Below are 15591 nucleotides of genomic sequence, written 5' to 3'. Positions count from 1 at the left end.
AATCGAGATTGCCGGACGCAGCATGTCGGTGCTCGCCTATAATCTGGGCGCGGTCGCACTCGCCGTCGCGGCTGCGCTGGCGCTGCATGGTGCCGGAATGTTCGTGTTGCGGCGGCTGGCGGCGCGCACGCCAGGATCGAGCGACGACCTGTTCGTGGCGCATGCAACCAAGCCCGCGCGCTGGATCGCCATCGGCATGGCGCTGGCGGCGGTACGGCGCTTCCTGACGCTGAGCGACGATGCCGATGCACTGTGGACGCTGCTCGCCGGCCTCATCGTGCCGCTGCTGATCGGCTGGCTGGCGATCGCGATGCTCCGCGCCCTGGGCAAATCGATCGAACTCACCGCCGACATCTCGGTCGCCGACAATCTGACGGCGCGCAGACGGCGTACGCGCAGTGCCATCCTCGTGCGCATCGGCGTGTTCGCGATCGGCTTCGTCACCATTTGCCTGATGCTGCTGAGCATCCCGAGCATCCGCAACATCGGCGTCACGCTGATGGCGTCGGCGGGCCTTGCGGGCCTCGCGGTGGGTGCCGCCGCGCAGCCGCTGCTCAAGAACCTTATCGCGGGCATGCAGATGGCGTTCACCGAGCCGATCCGTCTCGACGACGTGGTCATCATCGAAGGGCAATGGGGGCGGATCGAGGAGATCCGGCTGACTTACGTCGTCGTCGCGCTGTGGGACGAGCGGCGGCTGGTGGTGCCGGTATCGCGGTTCCTTGAAGCGCCGTTCGAGAACTGGACGCGCCATTCGAGCCATCTGCTGGGTTCGGCGTTCCTTTGGCTCGATCCCGCCGCCGACATTGAGCGCCTCCGCGCACGTGCCGAAACGGTGGTGCGCAAAAACCCCCGCTGGGACGGACGCGCCTTCGCGTTGCAGGTCACCGACACCAAACCCGATGCGATCGAGGTCCGCATCCTCGCCACTGCGCGCGATGCCGGCGACGCCTTCGACCTGCGCGCCGACATCCGCGAGGCGATGCTGGTGTTCATCCGCGCCGAAATGCCCGAAGCCCTGCCGCGCACCCGCGCGCTGATCGAACGCGCCGCCCTCTCAAGCGCGTGAGGCTATCCAGCGATCGACTGAGGCTTCGAGCACCGTCATCGGCCGGCCGCCGCCCCTGACAACCAGATCGTTGAACGCACGGAAATCATAGCGCGGCCCAAGCTTCGCCGTTGCGCGTTCCCGGAGGCGGTTGATGGTGCTGTGCCCAACCTTGTAGCCGCACGCCTGGCCCGGCCATGCGCAATAGCGATCGACCTCGCTCGTCACTTCCTCGACCGACGAGCCGTTGGTCGTGGCGAACCAGTCGATCGCCTGGGCGCGCGTCCAGCGCTTGGCGTGCAGCCCGGTATCGACGACCAGCCGGCAGGCACGGAACGCGATCGACTGGAGATAGCCGAGGCGGCCGATGGGGTTGTCGTCATACACGCCCAGCTCGGCGCCGAGCTGCTCGGCATAGAGCGCCCAGCCTTCGGAAAAGGCGTTGAAGCCCATCAGCGTGCGGAGCAGCGGCAAGTCCTCGCGATATTCGCCCTGCCACACATGGCCGGGGATCGCCTCGTGGAAGGTGAGCGTCGGCAGGCTGTAGCGCGTGTGCAGCGCCGGATCGCGCAGGTTGATCCAGAACCGCCCCGGCACGCTGCCGTCGATCGATCCGGCGCCGCCATAGGCCAGCGGCGCGCCGGCTTCCTCGGCGGCGGCGATGCGACGCACCTCGACATTGCCGTCGACCAATGTGGCGAAGGCCCGCGGCAGGCGCGGGCGGATATCGGCGATGACGCCTTCGATGAGCGCCATGATCTGCTTGCGACCCTCGTCGCCGGCAGCAAAGCCGTAGCGCGGGTCCTTGCCGAGCGCGGTCATGCGTTCGCCCACGGTGCCGCCGGTATGGCCGAGCTTGCGCAGGATGCCGTCCATCTCGGATTGCAGCGCCTTCAATTCATCGAGGCCCATGCGATGCACTTCTTCAGGCGTCATCGTCGTGGTGGTCGAGGCGCGCAGCGTCCAGGCATAGTAATCGGCGCCGTCCCTGAACTTCCATACGCCGGCGTCGGCGGTGGCGACGCGGCGATGCTCGGCAAGCTCGGCGATCTGGCGATCGAGCGCGGGGTGGATGCGCGACGTCAGCAGCCGTTCGGCGCGCGCTGCCCAATCGCCGGGGATGCTGGCGGTACGCGTCTTGAGCGACGTGACGACCAGCGCCTCGCTCGGCGCCTCGGCGCGCGTCATGCGCACGCCTGCCAGCGTCTTGTCCATCAGCACGTCCGATGCGACGACGCCCTGACCACGCGCGGCGCGCAGCCGCTCGGTCTCGCCGTCGAGGTTGGCGGCCCATTGATCGAGCCGCGCCAGATAGGCCTCGGCATCGGCGGCGGTTTCGATCTTGTGGCTCGAATCGAGGAATTTGGGCGTGTCGAGCCAGCTCCCCATATTCTGCGCCACCACATAGGGGCCGTTGCGCCATCCGCCGATCGCCACGTCGCCATACGGGAAGGCGAAGCCCTCGCGCGCGGTGGCGTAGGCGGTACGCGCGACGGCGACATGCGTGGCGGTCGCGGGATCGGGCGACTTGGCGTCGAGCGCGTCGAGGCGGGCCAGCGCGGTATCGAGCCACGCCGCGCGCCGCGCGACCCCAGCGGGCGTACGATCGCCCGAGCGTGCCTTGAGCGCGGCACGCGCGCCGGTGTCGATGCCGAGCGACGATGCGCTTTCGGGCGACAGCGCCAGATATTCCTCGGCCAGCGTATCCAGCAGCACAGCGGCGGCTCCCGGTGCTGCCTGTGCGTGGAGGCGAAGCGGCGCGAGCGCGAGCGCGGCGGCGCCCGCCGACAGGATGTCGCGGCGGTGGAACAGCATCAGATTACTCCGCAATGAGAATTGGTTCGATGGTGAGGACACCATTCTGTGCGGCGATGATCCGCGCGCGCGCGCCGCTTGGCAAGTCCGGCCCGGCGGCAGGCCATTCGCTGTCGCCCACGCGCACGCGGCCGCGACCGCCTTCGATCGCGACGGTCACGGTGACAACATCGCCCAGTAGCCGCGCCGCGCGATCGTTGAGCAGCGGATCGGCGCTGGCGGGTCCGAAATCGCGATACCATCGCCCGCCCACCGCGACCGCGACGCCGGCCCAGGCCGCGAAGCTGATCGCCTGGCCCCATAGCGGCAGATCGGGAAACAGCAGCGAGAACACGCCCGTCACCGCCGCGGCGAAGGCGAGGAAGACGAGGAACACGCCGGGCACCACCAGCTCGATCGCCGCGAGCAGCGCGGCAGCGGCGAGCCACCATAGGGCCGGAGCATCGAGCCAGTCCACGCCGTTCAGTCGCGCGCGCCGAACGGGGCAGGGGGGATGCGCGGGCGCTCGTCGCTTTCGGCGGCGGGTTTCCCGCTTCCGACCACCTCACGCGCGAGCTCGCCGATACCGCCCAAAGTGCCGATGAGCTGCGTCGCCTCGACGGGGAACAGGATCGTCTTGGCGTTGGGGCTGGTGGCGAACTTGCCGACTGCCTCGACATATTTCTGCGCGATGAAATAGTTGAGCGCCTGTCCGCTGCCCTGTTCGATCGCGGTCGACACGAGCTCGGTCGCCTTGGCCTCGGCCTCGGCGGCGCGCTCGCGTGCCTCGGCGTCGCGAAACGCCGACTCGCGGCGGCCCTCGGCTTCGAGGATGCGCGCCTGCTTCTGTCCCTCGGCCCGCAGGATTTCGCTGGCGCGGGCGCCTTCGGCCTCGAGGATGTTCGCGCGCTTCTCGCGCTCGGCCTTCATTTGCCGGCCCATCGCGTTGACGATATCGGCGGGCGGGCGGATATCCTTGATCTCGACGCGCGTGATCTTGACGCCCCACGGCGTCGTCGCGTGGTCGACGACCGATAGGAGGCGCGCATTGATCTCGTCGCGCTTCGACAGCGTCTCGTCGAGATCCATCGACCCCATCACGGTGCGCAGGTTGGTGGTGGTGAGCTGGAGCAGCGCGACATAGAGGTCGGATACCTCATAGGCCGCCTTGGGCGCGTCGAGCACCTGGAAGAACACCACGCCATCGGTCGAGATCATCGCATTGTCGCGCGTGATGATCTCCTGACCCGGAATGTCGATCACTTGCTCCATCATGTTGATCTTGCGGCCGACGCGGTAGAAGAAGGCAGGGTATAGGTTGAAGCCTGGCCGGGCGACCGCAGTGAAGCGGCCGAAATGCTCGATCGTGTATTGATAGCCCTGCCGCACGATCTTGATGCTGAAGAACAGGTACAGGACTACGAGCAGCACGATCGTGAGCAGCGCGGTAGTCAACATGCATGTCCTCCGGGGTTGGAAAGCAGGCCCAGTGCTAGCATGAAGCGGCGATGAGCACAGCCGAAACCCGTTCGCCCGCAACGCTGCCGCCGCGCGCCGCGCTGTTCCTCCCGGCATCGAACCCGCGCGCGATCGAAAAGGCGCGGACGCTCGCCGTCGACATGCTCATCCTCGATCTCGAGGATGCGGTGAAGCCCGAGGACAAGGGCGCCGCGCGCGCGGCTGCCGTGGCGGCGGCGGGGTCATTCGGCGACCGGCCGGTGGCGATCCGCATCAACGGCGAGGATACGCCATGGTTCGCCGAGGATCTGCGCGCCGTCGCCGCGAGCGGGGCAAGCCATGTCGTGCTGCCCAAAGCCGAGCGCGCGGCGACGATCGCACAAGTCCATGCCGCCACGCGCCGGCCAGTGCTGGCGATGATCGAAAGCCCCGCCGCCGTGCTCGCGATCGCACCGTTGGTCGAGGCTGAAGGCTTGTGCGGCCTTATCGCAGGCACCAACGATCTGGCGCTGTCGCTCGGCCTGCCGCCGGGCGCGCCGCGCACCGCGATGGCGATGGCGTTGCAGACGATCGTGCTCGCCGCGCGCGCGCGCGGGCTGTGGGCGATCGATGGCGTGTTCAACGCGCTCGACGACGAGGCCGGCCTGATCGCCGAGGCGCGAGCCGGGCGGCTGCTGGGGTTTGACGGCAAGGCGGTGATCCACCCCGCGCAGATCGCCGGCGCGACCGGCGCCTTCGGCCCCGACGCTGCCGAAGTCGAGGACGCGCGCGCATTGATCGCCGCGGCAACGGGCGGCGCCGAGCGCTTTCGCGGCCGCATGATCGAGGCGCTGCACGTGGCACAGGCCGAGCGCATCGTCGCCCGCGCAGCGCGGGGGTAGCGCGCGTCGGGTTACGCGATTAGATGGGCCGCCAATCCCATCAGCGCACGGATTCGGCAGCTCCCATGGACATTCCCCTCGGCCTCACCTTCGACGACGTCCTGCTCTATCCGGGCGAATCCGAAGTGCTGCCAAGCCAGGCCGATGCGCGCACGCGCGTGTCGCGCGCGCTCAGCCTCAACATACCCATCCTGTCGTCGGCGATGGATACCGTCACCGAAGCCGACATGGCGATCGCCATGGCGCAGCTGGGCGGCATCGGCGTTCTGCACCGTAACCTCACGGTCGAGGAACAGGTCGCAGCGGTGCGCCAGGTCAAGCGCTTCGAAAGCGGCATGGTGGTGAACCCCATCACCATCGCCCCCGACGCGCCGCTCGCCGAGGCGCGCGCCTTGATGCAGCGCCACCGGATCAGCGGCATCCCGGTGGTCGAGGCGTCAGGCAGGCTGGTGGGCATCCTCACCAATCGCGACGTGCGCTTCGCCGAGCATGCCGACCAGCCGGTGCGCGAACTGATGACGCACCAGAACCTCGCCACGGTCCATGCCGGCGTGACGCAGGAGGAAGCGCGCCGCCTGCTGCATCAGCGCCGCATCGAAAAGCTGCTGGTGGTCGACGACGCCTATAACTGCGTGGGCCTCATCACGGTGAAGGACATCGAGAAAGCGGTGCTCTACCCCGAGGCGACCAAGGATGCCGCCGGCCGACTGTGCGTGGCGGCGGCGACGACGGTAGGCGACAAGGGGTTCGACCGGACCGAGGCATTGGTCGAGGCCGAGTGCGACCTGATCGTCATCGACACCGCGCATGGCCACAACCGCGACGTGGCGCGCGCCGTCTCGCGCGTGAAGGCGCTGTCCAACTCGGTGCAGGTGATCGCGGGCAATGTGGCGACGGGCGAGGCCACGCGCGCGCTGATCGATGCGGGGGCCGATGGCATCAAGGTCGGCATCGGACCGGGCTCGATCTGCACGACGCGCGTGGTGGCGGGCGTCGGCGTGCCGCAGCTGACCGCGGTGATGGACGCCGCGCGCGAGGCCGCGAAGTCCGACGTGCCGGTGATCGCCGATGGCGGCATCCGCACCTCGGGCGATATCGCCAAGGCGCTGGCGGCCGGCGCTTCGACCGTTATGGTCGGATCGCTGCTGGCAGGCACCGAGGAAGCGCCGGGCGAAACCTTTCTATATCAGGGACGTGCGTACAAATCCTATCGCGGCATGGGAAGCGTGGGCGCCATGGCGCGCGGCTCGGCCGATCGCTATTTCCAGCAGGACATCAAGGACCAGCTGAAGCTCGTGCCCGAAGGCATCGAGGGACAAGTGCCGTACAAGGGGCCGGCGCGCGACGTCATCCATCAGCTCGTCGGCGGGGTGAAGGCCGCAATGGGCTATACGGGTGCAGCGACGCTCGCCGAACTGCGCGAGAAGGCGCGGTTCGTGCGCATCACCAATGCCGGCCTGCGCGAGAGCCACGTCCACGACGTGACGATCACCCGCGAGGCGCCCAACTACCCAACGCGATAAGGGCAACCCGATGATGCGCACGCTGCTGCTGATTTCCGCGCTGGCGCTCGCGCCGCTCGCCGCCTCGGCGCAGACCGCCGCGCCGCCGCCGGTGCGCTACGAACTGCGCTTCGACAACGCAGTGCATCACGAAGCGCAGATCGCCGTCACCTTCGCAGACGTGCCTGTCGGCCCGCTGCGCGTGCGCATGTCGCGCTCGTCGCCGGGCCGCTACGCGATTCACGAATTCGCGAAGAACGTCTATTCGGTGCGCGCGGTCGATGGCGCGGGCAGGGCGCTCACCGTCGAGCGGAGCGACCCCTATGGCTGGACGATCCCGGCGCATGACGGCACCGTCACCGTTACGTATACTTTGTTCGCCGATCGCGCCGACGGCACCTATTCGCAGATTGACGCGACGCACGCGCATCTCAACATGCCCGCGACGCTGCTTTGGGCCGAGGGTTTCGAGGCTCGACCGGTCGAGCTGCGCTTCACGCCCCTTGCTGCCGATTGGAAGATCGCGACGCAACTGCCTGCTGGACAGGCACAAAACAGCTTTACCGCGCCCAATCTGCAATATCTGATGGACAGTCCCGCCGAGCTGAGTGCGCATGTCGTGCGCGAATGGCCGGTGGACGATGCCGGCACCAACCGTACGATCCGCATCGCGCTGCATCACCGCGGCAGCGACGCCGATGCCGATCGCTACGCCGAAATGGCGAAGAAGGTGGTGGCGCAGCAGATCGCGGTCTTCGGTGACGTGCCCGACTTCGATCATGGCAGCTACACCTTCCTCGCCGACTATCTGCCGCATGTCTCGGGCGACGGCATGGAGCATCGCAACTCGACCTGGCTGACCGACACGGCAGGGCTCGCCGAGGACGGTTTCGCACAGATCGATACGCTCTCACATGAGTTCTTCCATGCCTGGAACGTCGAGCGGCTGCGCCCCGCCGAGCTCGAGCCGTTCGACTTCACGCGCGCCAATGCCACGCCGTCTTTGTGGTTCGCCGAGGGCTTCACCACCTATTACGGCCCGCTCACGGTGCACCGCGCGGGCATCGCCGATATCGATGCGTTCCTGATGCAGATGTCGGCCATCGTCGATCGCACGGTCAACGGCCCCGGCCGCCGCTACGGCTCGCCGATCGAGATGAGCCTGCGCGCGCCGTTCAACGATGCCGCAACCGCGATCGACCCGCGCAACACCAACATCTTCACCAGCTACTATATCTACGGCGCGACGATTGCGATGCTGCTCGACCTCGAGCTGCGCGGCCGCTTCGACACGACGCTCGATGCCTATATGCGCCGGCTGTGGCAGATGCATGGCCGGCCCGAAAAGCCCTATCGTACCGCCGATCTGCGCAATGCGCTGGCAACGGTGAGCGGCGACCGCGCCTTCGCCGACCGGTTTTTCGCCAGCACCATCGAGGGTACCGAATTGCCCGAACTGGCGCCGCTGCTCGCGCAGGCGGGGCTCGCGGTCGCGCCGGCGCGCAGCGGCTGGGTGGGCAACGTGACGATGGTGCCCGACGAGGGTGGCATACGGCTCAACGGGCTGAGCGCCCCGGGCACGCCGCTCTACGCTGCCGGTATCACGCAGGGTGATCGCATCCTCCGGCTAGGCAATACACCGATCACGACGCCCGATGCGTGGGCTGCGGCAGTGGCAGCGATGGCACCGGGCAGTAGCGCCGAGCTCGTCTTCGTCCAGCGCGGAATCGAACGGCGCGCGACGCTGACCGCGGCGGCCGATCCGACGATCCGCATCGTGCGCGCCGAGACGCTGGGCACGCGCCTCACTCCGGCGCAGCGCAGCTTCCGCGCAGCCTGGCTCGGCGCGCTGCCGACACCATGACGCCAGCCGCACGCGTCCAGTCAGCGATCGAGCTGCTCGACGCGATCATCGAGGCCGCGCGAGGGGGCGGGGCGGCGGCCGACACGATCATCGCGCGCTGGTTCGCGACGCGGCGCTATGCGGGATCGAAGGATCGGCGTGCAATCCGCGAGCATGTCTATGCCGCGATAAGGCTGTGCGGCGAGGTGCCGCCAAGCGGCCGTGCGGCTATGCTGGCGCTCGCCGATCGCGATGATGCCATCGCGCAGGCGTTCGATGGTTCGCCTTACGGCCCACAGCCGGCGACGACGGGCGAGCCGCGCGCCGCTGCGGGGATCGCGCCCGATTGGCTTGCGGCACTGCTGATTGATTCGGGCGTTGCTGCCGACGAGCAGGCCGCGTTGCTCGATCGTGCGCCGTTCGACATTCGCCGCAATGTGCTCAAGTCCGTTCCGCTGTCGCTACAAGGCGAACCGATCGCTTTTCTTAACAATGCGTTGCGCCTGCCTCCTGATACGCAGATCGAAGCCAGCGACGACTGGCGCGAAGGTCGCATCGAGGTTCAGGATGCCGGCAGCCAATGGGTTGCATTGGCCTGTGCCGCCCGGCCTGGCGAACATGTCATCGACCTGTGCGCGGGGGCTGGCGGCAAGACATTGGCGCTCGCGGCGGCGATGGAGAACAGCGGCACGCTGATCGCCGCCGATACCGATCGCACGCGGCTGCAGCGCTTGCCGCCGCGCGCCGAACGCGCCGGCGTGACGATCGCCAGGACGCGGTTGCTCAATCCCGGTCGCGAGGCCGAGGCGCTGGCGGATTGCCGCGATGCGGCCGACCTGGTGCTCGTCGATGCGCCCTGCTCGGGCACGGGCACATGGCGGCGCAATCCCGAGGCGCGATGGCGCCTCACGCCCGAGCGGCTTGCTAGGCTCACGGCAACGCAAGCGCGCCTGCTCGATGTCGCGGCCGCGCTGGTGCGACCCGGCGGGCGGCTGGTTCACGTCGTCTGCTCGCTGCTCGACGCCGAGGGCGCCGATCAGATCGAGGCGTTTCTTGCGCGCCATGCTGGCTGGCGGGCGGTGCCGATCGACCTGCCCGTGGGCACGCCGCATCGCGCCGGATTGCGGCTTACCCCCGCAGCCCACTCGACCGACGGCTTTTTTGTCGCGATGATGCAGCGGTCATGATAGCAACAACGCCTGTACCGGTTCTGGAGACGTTCATGCGGGTAACCAGCGTTTCGGTGGCGATCGCGCTTGCCGCGCTCAGCCTTTCGACCTCGTTGCAGGGCCAGCGGCCCGATGACCAGATCGATGCGCGCTCGGTCGCGTTGGTCGAGCGCGCCAAGGCGGCGCGCAACGCGGGCAACCTCAAGGGCGCCAACGATCTGCTCGAGACCGCGCTCGTCGTCGATCCGCGCAACCGCGAGGCGCTGACCGTGCTGGCCGAGGTGGCGCGCGCGCAGGATCTGCCGGGCAAGGCGATCCGCTTCTATCGCGAGGCGCTGACGATCGAGCCCAACGATCAGGCGGCACTGCGCGGGCAGGGCGAAGCGCTGGTGCAGAAGGGCGCCGTGGCGCGCGCGCGGCAGAATCTCGCCAAGATTCAGTCGCTATGCGGCAGCCAGGCCTGCGCCCCGGCGACGCAGCTCGCCGCCGCCATCGCCAAGGGCCCGCCCGTCACCGCGACGGCGCAGCAGAGCGTGACGCCGCCGGCTTCGACCGCGCCTGTCCGCAACTAGACGCTGCGCCCGCATTTGACGTCGCCGACGCCACTCTTGCGCGTCCGGCAGACGCTTTGCGGTCCAAGATCGGCCGAGCCTACGCCCGAGAGGCGCACATCAACGTTGCCATCGATCCGCGCGACGATGTCGCCCGCCCCCGACACGCGCACATCGCCGCTCCGCGCGATGAGTTCGCCGGCGCGGATCGTGCCCGCGCCCGATACCGTGGCGTTAAGGTTCGCCGCGTTGCCGGCGGCCGCGATATCGCCCGAACCCGAGACCGACAGGCGCACATTGCCGCCCTCGATCCGGCCGATCGCCAGATCGCCCGATCCGCTGACGGTGCCGGCGAAGTCGCCGCTGCCGCGATCGAGCGTCAGGTCGCCCGCGCCGCTGATCGACGCCGCGGTGGCAGCCGGCATCGTCACCGACACCAGCGCCGATCCGCGATTGCCGCTGCCCCAGTTCCAGCCTTCGCCGCGCTTCCTCGAGACGCGCAGAATGCCGTCGACCACGTCGATCTCAAGCGCGTCGAGCACCTCGCGCGGTGCTTCGGCGCGAACCGAGAAGGCGCCGCCCGTCGTCACGCGCACATCGTCGGCGCCGCGCAGATCGACCTTGTCGAAACCCGAAAGCTGGAAAGCGCGCGTTTCGCGCGGGCCGCTATCGGGAGCGGCGTTACCCGAACAGGCCGCCAGCGCGGCGGCGAGTGCGATCGCGGAATAAAGCAGGCGCATCGGATGGCTCCCTCGGCATGTGTATTATTGCATTAATACACATGCCGAGGGAGCGCAAGCAGGTTAGTCGGGCGTCAGGCCTCGACCTTGTCCTTGTTGTAGATCGCCGCAGCCTTGTTGAGCACCTCGAGGATCTTCTGGAGCGCCTTGGGCTCGTCGATCTCCTCCATTGCGGCAAGCTCGCGCGCCAGGCGGCTGGCCGCCGCCTCAAAGATCTGGCGTTCCGAATAGCTCTGCTCGGGCTGATCGTCGGCGCGGAACAGGTCGCGCACCACTTCGGCGATCGACACCAGATCGCCCGAGTTGATCTTCGCCTCATATTCCTGCGCGCGGCGCGACCACATGGTGCGCTTGACGCGCGGCTTGCCCGTCAGCGTATCCATCGCCTCGCGGAGAGTCTTGTCACTCGAGAGCTTGCGCATGCCGACGCTCTCGGCCTTGTTGGTGGGTACGCGCAGCGTCATGCGCTCCTTCTCGAAACGCAGCACATACAGCTCGAGCTGCATGCCCGCGATTTCCTGGCGTTGCAGCTCGATCACACGGCCAACACCGTGCTTGGGATAAACGACATAGTCACCGACGTCGAAAGACAGCGCCTTGGCAGCCATATGTATCGAAACCTTTCCGTGAAAGCTTGACCGTTATGGCATGGCGGCGACCGGACCGGCGGGTCTGGCGGGCACATGCAGGGTCAAGCGCGTGCGTCTCCGAGGGCGCGGAGCGATTCTCGTCTCCGTTACCGCCATTTAACACACTCGTAACAAAATTACCAGTGTCGCGCTGTGTCGATGGCGGCGGCGTTAGCGTAGCGGAAGCAGGACCCGAACGCCGTCGATCTGCGTCAGGCGCGCGCGCGCTGCCGCTGGAACCTGCGTGCCCGGCAGCAGGATGTAGAGACGATCGGGTTCGAGCCTGCCGGCCGCGAAATCGGTATCCTCGCGCGCCAGTCTTTGGGCAGTGGCCGTCCCGGTGCGCGCGGCATAGGTGAGCCGCACGGGCACGCCGGCACCGGTCGCGCGCCAGGCGATTTCCTGGAACAGCGGAAGATCGCGATTGGCGTCGGCCGGCACGAAGGTCACGTAGCGCGCGCGCGCGATCGCCGCCTGCCAGTCGGACGAGGGAGTGCGGCGATAGGTTCGACCATCGGCCGCGCCGATGCTCTCGCGCCGGATCGCCGCGAACATGCCCGACAGGTCGGCAATCTGAATCGCCGCGCACGCGCCTAGCAGCAACGCCGCGCGCTCGGCGCTCAGGCGATAGGCCATGCGTACCGCGAGCAGCACGAGCACATAGGCGACGGGCCAGAACAACCGGCCCGAGGCGCGCACCGTATCGAGCGCGCGCGCCGCCCATTCGGGATAGCCGAGCCGCGCGACGGGCTGGCCGGCGAAATCGAGCGACGGCGTGAGTGCCAGCGCGGTCAGCACGGCGAGCGCCGGCGCGAGCCACGCCAGTCGCACAAGATCGCTCGAAGGATCGCGCCTGGCGAAGCGGATCGCGGCGGCGGCGGCGAGCAGCGGCATCAGCCCGGCGCCCAGATACTGGAACCCCTCCATCCCGCGCCCCTGCCGCTGCGGGGTCGCAGGCAGGAACGCCGAATAGTCAGGATTGGCCGGGTTCCACAGCGCATCGAGGCTCATCGCGAACGCGCCGTAGGAGCGCGTGATCTCGAACCGCTCACCGGCGCCGTGCAGCAGCGCGATCGCCGTCACCGCGCCCAGGATGGCAAGCGACCCCGCGGCGAGCCTGGTGCGCGCGCGGCCATCGCTGGCGGCGAAGCGTTCGAGCATCGCGCTCGCCCAGATCGCTGCGACCATCAGCAGCAGATAATTGTGCACCATCGCCGCGACGAACATCAGCGCCGCCCACCAGCGCAGGTCGCCCGCGCGCCGCGCGTCGAGGAACAGCCACAGCCCCCACAGGATCAGCCAGTGCGCCGTCAGATTGGCGTGGACGAAGCGGTTGGCGAGCGTCGGCAGCAGCAGGAACATCGCGACGCCCAGCCATAGCGCGATCGGCGACGGCGCGTGATCGCGCAGCAGCGCCCAGGCGAACAGGCTGTGCAGCATCAGACAGGCGAGGATCCACGGGCCGACAAGCTGGAAATCGTGCGGCAGCCACGGCGCCAGCGGCGCGACGATGAGCGCGAGCAGAGGATTGGCGTCAGTGAACAGCATCGACACGCCGTCGGGCGCGTTGAGCAGCGTGGTGGCGGGCCACCATCCCTTGTGCGGCTCGGCGAGCCAGGCATGGAAGCCCAGCGCGTTCTGGCCGTTGTCGGTGCCGTAGATCAGCCACGCGACATTGCCCGGATCGAGCGTCGCGGGGTGGAACAGTGCGAAATACAGCGCCAGCGGCAGCAGCGCGAAAGCGGCGAGTTGCAGGCAGGCGCGGGCGAGGGCGGGCATCAGCCGCGACCATGCGCGTATCGGTGCTACAAGAGCGTTAACCTTGCGAACCACCAACGCAAAAAGGGCCGGGGATCGCTCCCCGGCCCTCCTTCTGCTTGCGGTGTGCCGGGGTTCGACCCCCGACGCCGGATCAGAAGTCCATACCGCCCATGCCGCCGGGCATGCCGCCGCCGCCGGCCATGGCGGGCTTGTCGTCAGGCAGCTCGGCCACCGTGGCTTCGGTGGTGATGAGCAAGCCCGCGACCGATGCCGCGTTCTGGAGCGCGGTACGAACGACCTTGGTGGGGTCGATCACGCCGGCCGAGACGAGGTTCTCGTACGTGTCGGTCGATGCGTTGAAGCCGAACGACGTGTCGCTCTGGTCGAGCAGCTTGCCCGACACGACCGCGCCGTCATGGCCCGCATTGCTCGCGATCTGGCGCACCAGCGCGGTGAGCGACTTGCGTACGATGTCGACGCCGCGCGTCTGGTCTTCGTTCGCGCCCGTCAGCCCTTCGAGAGCCTTGGTCGCGTACAGCAGCGCCGTACCACCACCGGGGACGATGCCTTCCTCGACCGCAGCGCGCGTGGCGTGCAGTGCGTCGTCGACACGGTCCTTGCGCTCCTTGACCTCGACCTCGGTGGCGCCGCCGACCTTGATGACGGCAACGCCGCCCGCAAGCTTGGCCAGCCGCTCCTGCAGCTTCTCGCGGTCATAGTCCGACGTCGTGACTTCGATCTGCTGACGGATCGCTTCGGTGCGGCCCTTGATCGCATCGGCATCGCCCGCACCATCGACGATGATGGTGTTGTCCTTGTCGATGGTCACGCGCTTGGCGGTGCCGAGCATGCCGAGCGTCACGGTCTCGAGCTTGATGCCCAGATCCTCGCTGACGACTTCGCCCTTGGTCAGGACGGCGATGTCCTCGAGCATCGCCTTGCGGCGGTCGCCGAAGCCCGGTGCCTTGACGGCAGCGACCTTGAGGCCGCCGCGCAGCTTGTTCACCACCAGCGTGGCGAGCGCCTCGCCCTCGATGTCCTCGGCGATGATGAGCAGCGGACGGCCGCTCTGCACCACGGCTTCGAGAATCGGCAGCATCGACTGGAGGTTCGACAGCTTCTTCTCGTGGATGAGGATGTAGGGATCGGCCAGCTCGACCGACATCTTCTCGGGGTTGGTGATGAAATAGGGCGACAGATAGCCGCGGTCGAACTGCATGCCCTCGACGACATCGAGCTCGAACTCGAGGCCCTTGGCCTCCTCGACGGTGATGACGCCTTCCTTGCCGACCTTTTCCATCGCCTCGGCGATCTTCTCGCCGACTTCACGGTCGCCATTGGCCGAGATGATGCCGACCTGCGCGACTTCGGACGAACCCGAAACCGGCTTCGAACGGCCCTTCACGTCCTCGACGACCTTCTCGACCGCAAGGTCGATGCCGCGCTTCAGGTCCATCGGGTTCATACCGGCCGCGACCGACTTCATGCCCTCGCGGACGATCGCCTGGGCGAGCACCGTGGCGGTCGTCGTGCCGTCGCCGGCGACGTCGTTGGTCTTCGAGGCCACTTCGCGCACCATCTGCGCGCCCATGTTCTCGAACTTGTCCTTGAGCTCGATCTCCTTGGCGACGGTGACGCCGTCCTTGGTGATGCGCGGCGCGCCGAAGCTCTTGTCGATCACGACGTTGCGGCCCTTCGGCCCGAGCGTCACCTTCACCGCGTCGGCGAGGATGTCGACACCGCGCAGAATGCGCTCGCGCGCGTCGCGGCTGAATTTCACGTCCTTGGCTGCCATGTGGCTACCCTTTCAGTCTGAGGAATGTGGATGCGTTGCGTGCGGAAGGGATCAGGCCTCGACGATGCCGAGGATGTCGCTTTCCTTCATGATGAGCAGGTCCTCGCCGTTCACCTTGACCTCGGTGCCCGACCACTTGCCGAACAGGATGCGGTCGCCTGCCTTGACGTCGAGCGCGGAAACCTCGCCCTTGTCGTTCTTGGCGCCGGCGCCGGCAGCGACGACTTCGCCTTCCTGCGGCTTTTCCTTGGCGGTATCGGGGATGATGATGCCCCCGGCGGTCTTTTCCTCGGCCTCGACGCGGCGAACGAGCACGCGGTCATGCAGCGGACGAAAGTTCATGCGCGCTATCCCTTTGCATAGAATGATGGTGGCGTTAGCACTCACCCAAGGCGAGTGCCAGCAGCCGGGATATGTGAA

General features: G+C 67.9%; 14 protein-coding genes. 6 read left to right on the top strand and 8 right to left on the bottom strand.

Going from position 1 to position 15591, the window contains the following annotated elements; genetic code table 11:
* Nucleotides 1-22 precede the first annotated feature (22 nt).
* Entirely contained in the window at nucleotides 23-1069 is a 1047-nt protein-coding gene (locus FBR43_RS08940) for a mechanosensitive ion channel family protein (RefSeq protein ID WP_136944112.1), read from the top strand.
* Here FBR43_RS08940 and FBR43_RS08935 read toward each other — a convergent pair.
* The 3 genes from FBR43_RS08935 to FBR43_RS08925 are packed head-to-tail and all read right to left on the bottom strand — an operon-like array spanning nucleotide 1058 to nucleotide 4300.
* Nucleotides 1058-2863: a DUF885 domain-containing protein gene (locus tag FBR43_RS08935; RefSeq protein ID WP_136942826.1), complete on the bottom strand. Its 1806-nt coding sequence runs from the start codon at nucleotides 2861-2863 to the stop codon at nucleotides 1058-1060. The genes FBR43_RS08940 and FBR43_RS08935 overlap by 12 nt on opposite strands.
* Nucleotides 2864-2867: 4 nt before the next feature.
* On the bottom strand, nucleotides 2868-3320 hold the full coding sequence (locus tag FBR43_RS08930) for an NfeD family protein (RefSeq protein WP_136942825.1): 453 nt from the start codon (nucleotides 3318-3320) through the stop codon (nucleotides 2868-2870).
* 5 nt (nucleotides 3321-3325) lie between these two features.
* Nucleotides 3326-4300 (bottom strand): SPFH domain-containing protein, encoded by a 975-nt coding sequence (locus FBR43_RS08925; protein WP_136942824.1) that lies wholly within the window; start codon nucleotides 4298-4300, stop codon nucleotides 3326-3328.
* Nucleotides 4301-4350: 50 nt separating this feature from the next.
* Here FBR43_RS08925 and FBR43_RS08920 point away from each other — a divergent pair, with 50 nt between their 5' ends.
* The 5 genes from FBR43_RS08920 to FBR43_RS08900 all read left to right on the top strand — a co-directional run bounded on the left by FBR43_RS08920 (nucleotide 4351) and on the right by FBR43_RS08900 (nucleotide 10267).
* On the top strand, nucleotides 4351-5181 hold the full coding sequence (locus FBR43_RS08920; protein ID WP_136942823.1) for an HpcH/HpaI aldolase/citrate lyase family protein: 831 nt from the start codon (nucleotides 4351-4353) through the stop codon (nucleotides 5179-5181).
* Between the two features lie 65 nt (nucleotides 5182-5246).
* Nucleotides 5247-6704, top strand: coding sequence for an IMP dehydrogenase (gene guaB, locus FBR43_RS08915; RefSeq protein ID WP_136942822.1), 1458 nt, complete (start codon nucleotides 5247-5249; stop codon nucleotides 6702-6704).
* A gap of 10 nt (nucleotides 6705-6714) precedes the next feature.
* Complete coding sequence (locus tag FBR43_RS08910) at nucleotides 6715-8547, top strand: M61 family metallopeptidase (RefSeq protein WP_249276515.1); 1833 nt, start codon at nucleotides 6715-6717, stop codon at nucleotides 8545-8547.
* A complete protein-coding gene (locus tag FBR43_RS08905; protein WP_136942821.1) occupies nucleotides 8544-9713 on the top strand; it encodes an RsmB/NOP family class I SAM-dependent RNA methyltransferase in 1170 nt (389 codons plus the stop codon). The genes FBR43_RS08910 and FBR43_RS08905 overlap by 4 nt, the downstream gene beginning before the upstream one ends.
* A 35-nt stretch (nucleotides 9714-9748) precedes the next feature.
* On the top strand, nucleotides 9749-10267 hold the full coding sequence (locus FBR43_RS08900; protein WP_136942820.1) for a tetratricopeptide repeat protein: 519 nt from the start codon (nucleotides 9749-9751) through the stop codon (nucleotides 10265-10267).
* Here the strand turns inward: FBR43_RS08900 and FBR43_RS08895 are convergent.
* The 5 genes from FBR43_RS08895 to groES form a co-directional block, all read right to left on the bottom strand.
* Complete coding sequence (locus tag FBR43_RS08895; RefSeq protein ID WP_136942819.1) at nucleotides 10264-10986, bottom strand: head GIN domain-containing protein; 723 nt, start codon at nucleotides 10984-10986, stop codon at nucleotides 10264-10266. The genes FBR43_RS08900 and FBR43_RS08895 overlap by 4 nt on opposite strands.
* Nucleotides 10987-11060: 74 nt before the next feature.
* On the bottom strand, nucleotides 11061-11594 hold the full coding sequence (locus tag FBR43_RS08890; RefSeq protein ID WP_136942818.1) for a CarD family transcriptional regulator: 534 nt from the start codon (nucleotides 11592-11594) through the stop codon (nucleotides 11061-11063).
* A gap of 192 nt (nucleotides 11595-11786) precedes the next feature.
* Entirely contained in the window at nucleotides 11787-13394 is a 1608-nt protein-coding gene (locus tag FBR43_RS08885) for a DUF6311 domain-containing protein (protein WP_136942817.1), read from the bottom strand.
* A gap of 133 nt (nucleotides 13395-13527) precedes the next feature.
* On the bottom strand, nucleotides 13528-15171 hold the full coding sequence (gene groL / locus FBR43_RS08880; RefSeq protein WP_136942816.1) for a chaperonin GroEL: 1644 nt from the start codon (nucleotides 15169-15171) through the stop codon (nucleotides 13528-13530).
* Between the two features lie 51 nt (nucleotides 15172-15222).
* Nucleotides 15223-15513 carry a co-chaperone GroES gene (gene groES, locus FBR43_RS08875; RefSeq protein ID WP_136942815.1) on the bottom strand — a complete coding sequence of 97 codons (291 nt, stop codon included), beginning with the start codon at nucleotides 15511-15513 and terminating at the stop codon, nucleotides 15223-15225.
* Nucleotides 15514-15591: the final 78 nt, after the last annotated feature.

This window comes from Sphingomonas baiyangensis, assembly GCF_005144715.1.
In the GTDB taxonomy this organism is placed as follows: domain Bacteria; phylum Pseudomonadota; class Alphaproteobacteria; order Sphingomonadales; family Sphingomonadaceae; genus Sphingomonas; species Sphingomonas baiyangensis.
Note: the sequence above shows the minus strand (reverse complement) of the source record. Positions and strands in the feature narration are given on the sequence as shown.

What these genes read in the sequence shown, in the direction of transcription:
- FBR43_RS08890 (WP_136942818.1), bottom strand. Translation starts at nt 11,594, where the DNA reads ATGGCTGCCAAGGCGCTGTCTTTCGACGTCGGTGACTATGTCGTTTAT.
- FBR43_RS08895 (WP_136942819.1), bottom strand. Translation starts at nt 10,986, where the DNA reads ATGCGCCTGCTTTATTCCGCGATCGCACTCGCCGCCGCGCTGGCGGCC.
- FBR43_RS08905 (WP_136942821.1), top strand. Translation starts at nt 8,544, where the DNA reads ATGACGCCAGCCGCACGCGTCCAGTCAGCGATCGAGCTGCTCGACGCG.
- FBR43_RS08910 (WP_249276515.1), top strand. Translation starts at nt 6,715, where the DNA reads ATGATGCGCACGCTGCTGCTGATTTCCGCGCTGGCGCTCGCGCCGCTC.
- FBR43_RS08885 (WP_136942817.1), bottom strand. Translation starts at nt 13,394, where the DNA reads ATGCCCGCCCTCGCCCGCGCCTGCCTGCAACTCGCCGCTTTCGCGCTG.
- FBR43_RS08940 (WP_136944112.1), top strand. Translation starts at nt 23, where the DNA reads ATGTCGGTGCTCGCCTATAATCTGGGCGCGGTCGCACTCGCCGTCGCG.
- FBR43_RS08925 (WP_136942824.1), bottom strand. Translation starts at nt 4,300, where the DNA reads ATGTTGACTACCGCGCTGCTCACGATCGTGCTGCTCGTAGTCCTGTAC.
- FBR43_RS08900 (WP_136942820.1), top strand. Translation starts at nt 9,749, where the DNA reads ATGCGGGTAACCAGCGTTTCGGTGGCGATCGCGCTTGCCGCGCTCAGC.
- FBR43_RS08920 (WP_136942823.1), top strand. Translation starts at nt 4,351, where the DNA reads ATGAGCACAGCCGAAACCCGTTCGCCCGCAACGCTGCCGCCGCGCGCC.
- FBR43_RS08935 (WP_136942826.1), bottom strand. Translation starts at nt 2,863, where the DNA reads ATGCTGTTCCACCGCCGCGACATCCTGTCGGCGGGCGCCGCCGCGCTC.
- groES (WP_136942815.1), bottom strand. Translation starts at nt 15,513, where the DNA reads ATGAACTTTCGTCCGCTGCATGACCGCGTGCTCGTTCGCCGCGTCGAG.
- groL (WP_136942816.1), bottom strand. Translation starts at nt 15,171, where the DNA reads ATGGCAGCCAAGGACGTGAAATTCAGCCGCGACGCGCGCGAGCGCATT.
- guaB (WP_136942822.1), top strand. Translation starts at nt 5,247, where the DNA reads ATGGACATTCCCCTCGGCCTCACCTTCGACGACGTCCTGCTCTATCCG.